Source organism: Mesorhizobium sp. M0437, assembly GCF_040321335.1.
In the GTDB taxonomy this organism is placed as follows: Bacteria; Pseudomonadota; Alphaproteobacteria; order Rhizobiales; family Rhizobiaceae; genus Mesorhizobium.
The window spans coordinates 55,260-65,015 of sequence record NZ_JAMYRK010000034.1 but is presented as its reverse complement, the minus strand read 5'-3'; the positions used below and the strand labels follow the sequence as shown (position 1 = coordinate 65,015).

8 protein-coding genes and 1 pseudogene are annotated in these 9,756 nt (G+C 65.2%); all 9 read right to left on the bottom strand.

Going from position 1 to position 9,756, the window contains the following annotated elements; all coding sequences use genetic code 11:
- Window positions 1–299 (bottom strand): hypothetical protein (locus NKI72_RS21030; RefSeq protein WP_352693585.1); only part of this gene is annotated, 299 nt, incomplete at its 3' end.
- A gap of 58 nt (window positions 300–357) precedes the next feature.
- A complete protein-coding gene (locus NKI72_RS21025; protein WP_352693587.1) occupies window positions 358–681 on the bottom strand; it encodes a DUF736 domain-containing protein in 324 nt (107 codons plus the stop codon).
- Between the two features lie 301 nt (window positions 682–982).
- Complete coding sequence (locus tag NKI72_RS21020) at window positions 983–1,249, bottom strand: hypothetical protein (RefSeq protein WP_352707514.1); 267 nt, start codon at window positions 1,247–1,249, stop codon at window positions 983–985.
- Between the two features lie 142 nt (window positions 1,250–1,391).
- Window positions 1,392–1,925, bottom strand: coding sequence for a hypothetical protein (locus tag NKI72_RS21015; protein WP_352850742.1), 534 nt, complete (start codon window positions 1,923–1,925; stop codon window positions 1,392–1,394).
- Window positions 1,926–2,220: 295 nt separating this feature from the next.
- Window positions 2,221–2,640 carry a hypothetical protein gene (locus NKI72_RS21010; protein ID WP_128305978.1) on the bottom strand — a complete coding sequence of 140 codons (420 nt, stop codon included), beginning with the start codon at window positions 2,638–2,640 and terminating at the stop codon, window positions 2,221–2,223.
- Window positions 2,630–2,890, bottom strand: a complete 261-nt coding sequence (locus NKI72_RS21005) for a type II toxin-antitoxin system prevent-host-death family antitoxin (protein ID WP_352518109.1) — start codon at window positions 2,888–2,890, stop codon at window positions 2,630–2,632. Before NKI72_RS21005 ends, NKI72_RS21010 begins: the two co-directional genes overlap by 11 nt.
- A gap of 62 nt (window positions 2,891–2,952) precedes the next feature.
- Window positions 2,953–3,894, bottom strand: a complete 942-nt coding sequence (locus NKI72_RS21000; protein WP_352850740.1) for a DUF2493 domain-containing protein — start codon at window positions 3,892–3,894, stop codon at window positions 2,953–2,955.
- 256 nt (window positions 3,895–4,150) lie between these two features.
- Window positions 4,151–5,185, bottom strand: a pseudogene (locus tag NKI72_RS20995) (DUF7146 domain-containing protein); the annotation flags it as partial.
- Window positions 5,186–5,196: 11 nt separating this feature from the next.
- Entirely contained in the window at window positions 5,197–9,687 is a 4,491-nt protein-coding gene (locus NKI72_RS20990) for a strawberry notch-like NTP hydrolase domain-containing protein (RefSeq protein WP_352850738.1), read from the bottom strand.
- Window positions 9,688–9,756: the final 69 nt, after the last annotated feature.

Here is a 9,756-nt window from a genome sequence, read left to right as displayed (position 1 = left end):
CATTGAGGCGGCGCCCGATCAGCCACAGCCGCCTTGTCTCCGATGAGTTTCGCCGCGAGATCCGCCGGCAGCGGCATGAGATCGTAGCCGTGTAAGATGGTTGCATGGCGAAGATCCTCAAGCGCTTCGAACGCGCGATCGCGGGTGCCAAGCCAAAGACCGGGCTCGTCGGTTTCATCGTGCGGGAACGCGTGCAGGAAGTAGGTCCGAAGCGGTGGGTCGTAGCCGATGACGGCGTCTGGATCCGAGCGGACCTGTCCGGTGACGGTGCCACTGACGGTGATGGTGTAGCGGCTCATTGCAACCTCCTTTTGCCGATGGGGAAGCCGGCCCCTTGCGGAGCCGGCCACCGATGCCTCACTGGGGGTTGTTCCAGAGGATGACCTTCTTGTTTTCCTCGCCACCCGGGGCGGGAGCGAGATTGCCGAAGATCACGCCGATCTCGGGGGCTTCCAGCTTGACCGAGAGGTACTCCTCGCCCGAACGTTGGGAGGTGCGGTGCCAGCCGGCTCCGATCTCGAAGCCCGTGCGCTTGTTGACGATCCGGTAGTCCGGCGCGTCCTCGCGCGACTTGTTGGTGTTCGGGATGAGGGTGATCGGGGCATTGACCCGGAGCGTGGCAAAGACGCCTTCCATCGAGCCGTCGGACTTGGTGGTGAGGTTTGCGATCGTGGTGGCCATGGTAGTTCTCCTTCGGTTGCATCGGGACCATTCCCGATGGCGCCAAAGGAGAGGGCCGTCCTGCTGCGGTCATCTCGGCGAAAATTCTGGAAAATTCTATTTGCCTAGAAATAACGGGCAGGCCCTTCGCCTGTCCGCGGACAAAAACAGAAATCGAATTTTCCAGAATTTTCGCCGAGTGTACCCTCAACGGGGGTTGACCGCACAAAGCAGGCGGTCGTCTACAAAGGCGACATGAAACGGGAATGGCCCCGGATGCGAGCGAAGGAGAAGAACTCAGGCCGCCATCGCTTGGCCGACTCTACGCTGCCGGATCGCTGGAACATGCTGCAGCCTCTCGGGTCATGTCGTCGACATCGCCAACCCATCGAACAGCAGCCCGGCGCGTGAACCGCTTGGCATGTTCGGTATTGCGGCAGAGCGGTTTCGAGATCGGGGCCGGCTGGCAGCGGCCTTCACGCCCCTCGGGGGATGATACCGCGCAGTCAGGTTGGATGATCCGGCAAGCCAGCATGTTGTTCGGCACGCCTGCACCCGCTTCAAAGGCGAGAAGCGTCAAGATGATCATCCGCACAACGCCCCGCGGCTCTGCGCGTGGACCGGTTTCGAAAGGGGCCGGCTCCGTCCGCACATACAAGTGGATTAGGCGGCGAGGAGCCGGATCAACATATCTGATTGAACCCGCCGGGCTGTCGGCGGGACCGCATCCATCATCCTGGCAACGCCAGACGCTCGTCCGGCGTCATGCAAGCTTCCGCTTGGCGGCGAATGTCCGAACCTGCATGGCGGAGCATGGCGCAGCAGTCCTCCACATTGTACGTCGTCGCCATGCTGCCCCTGGCCAGATCGTAAATGACGCACGGCTTGTTCGCGATGGCGAGCCGAAGCACGTTGACGGCCGTCCCGGGTGATGCGCCATCCCAGATCATCATGCCAAAGTCGGCGCGCCGCGCCATCTCCCGGTCTTTGGCAGCGTGGAACCAATACCCGTGAGCGCCTTCAGGAGACGGGACATGGTAGGCAGCCCAGTCGCCCAGATTGTTGCGAGGTTCCTTGCCCGCATGGAAGACCCCGACATGTTCGTAGCCGTAGCCAGCGAGCAGGCCCTGCGCCTCGGCATCGGCCCCAGACGCGTCGCCAATCAGCACGCCGTGCTCTGCAGCGACGATCGCGCCGATGCGAGCGATAGCAGGTTCCGGCAGCTCGAATATCTCGCGTGATCCGCCTATCAATATCATCGACATCGTGACTTTCCCTTCTCGCTCGCGTCCCCCGCCCCGCGCCGGCCGCCCTCTCCCTCTGGCCCTGCGCGAGGGATCGTCACCCGAAGGCCGAGACGGCGAAGCCGGCTCGGGGAGCGGCGGGACGCCGCGACGAGAGCCCGGCCGGCCGCAGGCCGGCGCGCCCGGATCCTGCAGCTGCCGGAGGCGCTACGCGCATCATCTGGCTAGTGGCGCTATGCGCTTGGAGCTACGGGCCTTTGTCGGCCAGCCAGAGACTCACGTCCTGGATCGAGCGCATGGCTGCGAAAAGAGAACGTCAATCCAGACGGCTGACGCGGCGGCCCTCGCTGCGCGCTTCGATAAAGGCGCCTGCGATCTTCATCATGAATGCCTTGCTGAAACGACCGAGGGGCTTACCGTCGGATTCGATGTACCAGGAGCGTTCGGCAATATCGTAGTTGTATTCGTCAACCACGATCCAGCAGCGTTTGAGATCGGTCAGACCGGCGCGGCGGCACTCGATAGCGGAGACTTCCAAACCGACCCGATCGCTGGTCGGTGGCTGGGTGGTTATCGCCAGGAGCGCGAGATGGGTCAGGCCATCTCTTGCGCCGCGGACAGCGATGACCACGCAGGTCGGCCGGCTCTTGCGGCCTTCCGTTTCGCCGCGCTCGTGTTGCCATGCCCAAAGATACGGGTAGGAGATCACCTGACCAGGCAGAAATCTACCGCTCATCATCGTATCCTTCCCCGCGCGCTAGTCGGTCGATCTCGGCGGCGAAGAGTTCCGTGTGTTCCTCCGGCATCTCGGAGACATGGTATGCGCGGCGGGGATCACTGCCGATGCGCATCCGCTCGTAGTGCTCGTAGCTCATCAGCACGAACCGGGGTTTGCGGTGCTTGGTGAGAATAACGGGTTCGCGGCTGGCAACGTCGGTGACGTCGCCAACCTGCTTGTTGAGATCCCCTGTCGTGAACTGACGCATGGCTGGACTCCTTATCGATCTCCATATTATCCAGATTTTCTTGATTTGCAAGAAAACGGCGCTCACGCGCCTCCCTCCGCGAACCGCCAGACGGGGATGCCGAGCCGACGGGCCTTGTCGGCAAGGTTGTCGGTGATGCCGGAGCCGGGAAAGACGATCAGGCCGTAGGGCACCACGGAGAGAAGCTGGTCGTTGCGGCGGAACGGAGCCGCCTTGGCGTGCCGGTTCCAGTCCGGCTTGAAGGCGATCTGGGTGACCTTGCGGCTCTCGGCCCAGCAGGCGGCGATGCGCTCGGCGCCGCGCGGGCTGCCGCCGTGGAGCAGCACCATGTCAGGATGCTTCTCGCGGGCCTTGTCGAGCGCCTCCCAGATCCGGTCGTGATCGTTGCAGTCGAGGCCGCCGGCGAAGGCGATCTTGGTGCCGGCCGGGACGAGCACCTCGGATTCGGCGTGGCGGCGAGCGGCGAGGAAGTCTCTGGAGTCGATCACCGACGCGGTCATCGCCTGATGAGAGACCTTGGAGCCGGTGCGCGGCCGCCATGCCGATCCGGTTTGTGCTTCGTAAAGGTCGGCGGCCTCATCGCGCATGATTTCGAGCACGTTGCGGCGCTCGATATAGGTGATGCCTTCCGCGGTCAGCCGTTCCAGCTCGACCGACTTCACCTCCGAGCCGTCCTGCTCCTGCTGGCTCGAGCGCTGGGCCTCCTCGTTGCGGTCGAGGCTGCGGGCGACGCGCTCGGCGGCGCGGTGGAAGACGTTTGCGAAGGACCAGAGCAGGTCGTCGAGATCGGGTTCGAGCCTGGTGTCGCCAAGCATGCCGGCGAAGGTCTCGACGATACCGGCGAGGCCGGCCCGGATCACCTCGTCGTCGGGCAGCGGGCGGGGATCGGGCTCGTCCTGATGCGGACGATGGCCGTACATCTGCAGTTCGAGGATGACGCGGTCGGTCGGCGAGGAGGCGTGGTAGGGCTCGTAGGCGTCGTCGAGAGGAAGCTCGTAGGTCATGGCGTGTCTCCGTCGGTTATGGCCGCGCCTATCGCGGCCTGACAGCGCATCCCGGCCGCGCGCCGGGCGCGGCCGCACCGAAGGCCGGAGCGCGAGCGGAGGACGGCGCAGCCGTTGCGGCCGTGACCGGGGGGTGGCAGGGATCGCCTCTCGGGCAGGCCGCGGGCGCAGCCTCTCCGGCGGACCGTCGCCATGCCTGCAAGGCTTCCGGTGACGCCGCCCCTGCCCGCCTGCCGGCCCCGCCCGGGCAACCGGGCGGCAGGAAGAGACGGGCATCCTCCGGGACGAGCTGGTCACTGAGCCATGCTGCGAGATGGGCCGGGCCGAGATGACGCAGGTCGTCGTTGAAATCGCCGAGCTGCGGCCGCAACACCAGGGCGAGGATCCCGGCTTGGCCGGCTCGCTGGCTGAGACGCTCGATGCCGTGCCGGCCGGCGGCGTCGGCATCGGCCGCGATATAGAGGCGACGGCAGCCAAGCGGGAAGGTCAGGCCGGCGAGGTGATTGGCCGAAGTGGCGGCGGCAACCGGCAGCGCCGGCATCACCACCTTAAGCGACGCCATCGTCTCGAACCCCTCGCCGGCGGCCATGACCGAGACGGGCGCACCGGGCTGGTGGCCAAGCCAGATGCCGTTGCCAAGGAGATTCCCCAGCGAACGGCGTGGATCCGCGAGTTGCGCCTTGCCCTGACCCGAAGGATCAAGCCAGGTGCGTTGTAGGCCGGTGATACGCCCGTCGAGGCTGGTGACAGCGGCAATGAGCGCAGGCAGGGTCTGCGTCTCGCCCGTCACGAGATCCCTGCAGTAGCAGCCGGGATGGAAGCGCACGGCACGCTCATGCGCGGAAAGCAGGATGCCGCGGCCGGCGAGGTATCGTTCGGCCAACGTGCCGGCGATCGGCTGCGACATGGCGAACAGGCGACGCGCCGCGTCAGGCGAGCCGGGTGCCGCGGCAGGCTGGCGTTGCGCGCCAGGAGCGTGGGGCGGTGGCAGCGGCACGGAGAGGAAGCGACGCGCTTCATCCGCGACGTCACGGAAATCAACAAGACCGCAGCTTTCTCGGATGACATCGAGCAGATCGCCAAACTCAGACGTCGCCTCGTCGACCCACCTACCCGCCGGGCCTTTCGCGTTGGCTTTCAGCCGCACATGCATGGAACGGCCGCGCGTGTTGCGGACATCGCCGACCATCCAGTAATTGCCGGAGCGATGGCCGTTGGAGAGATATTCGCGGCACACCGCCTCGGCATGATCGCCAAGGCGGCGTGCCAGCTCTGAGGCCGAGCCGGTCATCATCAGCTCCCTCAAGCCGCCGAGGTGCGGTCGGTGACGCCAACCAGCGTATGGCGGTCGAGGAGCGCGGCGAGGATGGCAGACCCTTGCGCGGACGTTGGGATGAACAGCCGGAGCTTCCAGGAGATGATCTCGGAGATCAGCCCCAGCGCCTTCAGCCGCGGAACCATGGCGTCGGTGAAGCCGATCAATTCGACACGGTAGTCGTTCATGACGCGGCCGCGGCGCAGAATCAGGCCATCGGCGAGTTGCAGTCCGATCCGTCCGTCGACAAGCCCGGTCCAGGCATCTTCCGGCGCGAGCTTGGGTACATCGTCGAGCCCCAGATTGCGGAACATGGTGGCGACAAGCGTCGGGGCGATGTGACGCCCGATGATGCGTTCGCCGGCATCGGTCTGGATCCGGTAGACCTGACAATCATGGTCTGGCAACCGCCGCCAGATCGGCAACAGCAGACCCGTCACGATGTGGAAAGTGCTGGTGGTGAACTCCGGGACGGCGTCGATTTCTGCCTGCCAAAGCTCGCGGAACAGGTTTCGGTCGGTCGGCTGCCAGTGGGTTTCGGCAAGGGCGTCGAGACCGAAGCGCAGCTCGTCGGTCGGCCGCAGCAGCCGCACGCGGTGTTCTATCGTGCCGTCGTCGAGCATCAAGCTCGCCGTCGGCAGCCGGATCGCCGCACGGCTGGACCGGGCGTTCACCAGCAGAACCGATTGGGGCTCCGCCCGGACGATGGCCAGCGCGTCGACCAGCCCGAGCGGCCGGATGCGGTCCTTGCGCGCGACGGTGAGCACGTGCGACTGGGCGCCGGAGACCGGATGGGTATAGACGGTCCTACGATCAGTGACGACGATGCTCTCCGCCGTGATCGTCTCCAGACCCTTGTCATAATTGCCGGCGGCGATGGCGCCTTCGATCTTTGCTGCCATCAGTTGCTCGAACACCTCGAACAGCAGGTTCTGGGTTTCGATGCGCAACGCCAGCAGGCGATTGAGCCAGGTCGTGATTGGCGGCAGCTCGTCCCGCAATCCGCCGTCGTCACTCGTCAGCGACAGCCCGGTCACCGTCTCGAAGGTCGTGAGCGAGCAGCCCTCGATCTTGCCCTGGTGCAGCAGATGATAGAACTGCCGCAGCGCCGCTCGGGCGTAGGCGCTTTCGAGATTGTCTTCGGCACGGAACAGCCCTGCCCCGCCGGTCTGGCGCTGACCGCGCGTGATCGCGCCCAGCGTGTCGAGCCGGCGTGCGATCGTCGACAGGAAGCGCTTGCCGGCCTTTACATTGGCGGCCATGGGCCGGAACAGCGGCGGTTGCTTCTGATTTGTGCGATGGGTCCGACCGAGACCCTGGATGGCGTTGTCGGCGCGCCAGCCGGCCTCGAGCAGATAGTGCTTGCGCAGCCTCTGGTTCCTGACACCGAGATCAGCGTGGTAGGAGCGGCCAGTGCCGCCGGCGTCGGAGAAGACCAGAACGCGCTTGTCGTCATCCATGAAACTCTGGGTCTCGGCCAGATTGGCCGAGCCGGGGCGGTTTTCCACGGCCAGCCGGTCGATACGGTCGCGGCCGGATTTCTTGACGATGCGGCGCGAGCGGCCGGTCACCTCGGCAACCGTGTCGGTGCCAAAGTGATGGATGATCTGGTCAAGGGCACTGCCGACCGGCGGCAACGACGCAAGCCGCTCGACCATCTCGTCGCGCCGCCGAACTGCCTCGCGGCACTGGACCGGGTTGCCATCTTCGTCGTGCACAGGCCGCGAATACACATTGCCTTCGGCGTCCGAGTATTCCTCGAACAGCTGGATGGGGAAGGAATGCATCAAGTACCCGCCGACATACTCCCGCGGCGTGACGTCGACATGCAGGTCCGACCATTCCTCGGTCGGGATCTCGGCAAGGCGTCGTTCCATCAGCGCCTCGCCGGTCGAAACGATCTGCACGACTGCCGAATGACCTTCGAGCCGATCCTGCTCAATCGCGCCGATCAGAGTCGGCGTCATCATCGAGGTGATCAAATGCGAGAAAAAACGTTGCTTGGTACTTTCAAAGGCCGAGCGCGCCGCCGATTTTGCGTTGCGGTTCAGCGTGCCGGACTCGCTGGTGATGTTGGTCGCCTCGAGTGCGGCGGTCAGGTTGTTGTGAATGACCTGGAAGGCGTCGGCATAGGCGTTGTAGATGCGGATCTGCTCCTCGGTCAGCGCGTGCTCGAGCAGGTCGTATTCGACACCGTCATAGGAAAGCGAACGCGCTGTATAGAGGCCGAGCGACTTGAGATCGCGGGCGAGCACTTCCATCGCCGCGACACCGCCGTCCTCGATCGCGGCGACGAATTCGGCACGGTTGGCGAATGGAAAATCCTCGCTGCCCCAGATGCCGAGACGTTGCGCATAGGCGAGGTTCTCGACGGCGGTCGCACCGGTCGCGGAGACGTAGACAATGCGGGCATCGGGCAGCGCGTGCTGCAGCCGCAGTCCCGCCCTGCCCTGTTGCGAGGGCGCGACGTCGCCACGCTCACTTTTGCCGCCAGCGGCGTTAGCCATGGCGTGGGCCTCGTCGAAGACGATGACGCCATCGAAAGATTTTTTCGCCCCCGACGGGTTCTCTCCAGCCCCTTCGGCCCCTCTCGCCTCTTGTCCGACCCAGTCGAGGATCTGGGCGATCCGGGATTTCTTGCCCTCCCGTTCCTGCGAGCGCAGGGTTGCGTAGGTCGTGAACAGGATGCCTTCGGCAAGGCGGATCGGCGTGCCCTGCCGATAGCGTGAGAGTGGCTGCACGAGGAGTTTTTCCTGGCCAAGTGCTGCCCAGTCTCGCTGAGCGTCTTCCAGCAATTTGTCGGACTTGGAAATCCAGATCGCGCGGCGCCGCCCCTGCAGCCAGTTGTCGAGGATGATGCCGGCGACTTGCCGTCCCTTGCCGCAGCCGGTTCCGTCACCCAAAAACCATCCACGCCGAAACCGGACAGCGTTCGTAGCTCCTTCTGGCGCGGCCGAGACGACATCGCAGGTCTCGTCAACCGTCCAGGCGCCGGTGAGATGACCGCAATGGGCTTCGCCGGCATAGATGACGCTTTCGAGCTGGGCGTCCGACAGCAGGCCCTCGTCGATGATCGCATCAGGAAGAAGCGGCCGATAGGAAGGCTTTGGCGGCGCGACGGCGGCCATTGCGGCCGACTGCACGAGCGACGTCGGATGCGGTTTCGCGCGGGGAATGTCAATCGACTGGAGCGCATAGGGTTCGTAGATCGTGTCGGTGAGCCGGCCGCCCTCCTCCGGCATCCAGTCGCGCAGCTCATAGGCGAGGGGGACAGCCGGCGTGCTGTTTGCCATGACCTGGCGGGCGGGCTTCGCCCGCGCAGTCGGGCGGACCGATTGCATTGCCTTTGGAGCAGCCGTTGAGACAGCGAGGGGTGCGGCTCTCGCTCCCGATTGGGCAATGTGCATGGCGGCATTGCGCACGATGCCGTTGGACAATGTACCGGTCGAGTTCGGAAAGCCGCCCGGTGTCCGGGGCGGCAGATCCGTGATCCAGGAGAGCAGCGTTTCGACATCCGTGGCCTTGCCCGGCGAGCCGGAGAAGCTGGTTGGGTCGTTAGCAGGAACTTTGTCGATGATGGTCAAGCGGGTCTCAGCCGTCGTCCCATGGCGGGCGTAGACACGGCCGTCGATCGCTGCGGTGAAGACGGTGGTGCCCTGCTGCTGCAACCGTTCGAAGGCCGGCCGCCATTTGGAGTTTTCGGGAGACAGCCCGGAGCCGGTGACGGCAACGAGGCGTCCGCCCGGAAGCAGGCGTGCGAATGCGGAAGAGAGGTGCCGCCATGCGGCATCGGCGACATGGCCGTCGACATATGCGCCGACGCTGAAGGGTGGATTCATCAGCACGACGGACGGCTCCATGGCCGCGTCGAGATGATCGTCGATATGGGCGGCGTCGTGCCGCGAGACGGGAACGCGCGGGAACAGAAGGCCGAGGAGATCGGCGCGTGTCGCTGAAAGCTCGTTGAGAGCGATCGAGGCGCGCGCCATCTCGGCATGGACGGCGAGCAGACCGGTGCCGGCCGAGGGTTCGAGAACGAGGTCGCAAGATGAGATCGCCGCGGCGTGCGCCGTGACGAAGGCCAGCGGCAAGGGCGTGGAGAGCTGCTGCATGGCCTGGCTCTCGTCGGACCGTCGCGTATGAGTGGGAAGAAGTTCGGCGATGCGCTTCATCATCGCCAGCGTCGCCTGCGGCGTGGTGGACCGGGACAGGATCGCTGCTCCGAACCGGCGCAGAAACAGCACCTGGGCGGTTTCGAGCGCCTCATAGGCGTCTTTCCAGACCCAGAACCCTTGCGCATCGCTGCCGCCAAAACTTGTCGTCATGGTGGTGCGCAGTTCCGCAGTGGTGACAGACTTGCCCTGCTCGAGGAACGGCAGAAGCCGCATTGCCGCCTGATAGATCGCCTGGGCGTTGTTGATGGGGACGTGCCTCGGCGCGCCGAGGGGAGCGGCAGCTGTGGTCGAAACGATGTTCATGGAGATGTCCTTCGCGAGAGGGGAGAGGCGCCCGCGCCGACACTCTCTGCGCGCCAGCCGGGCCGCATT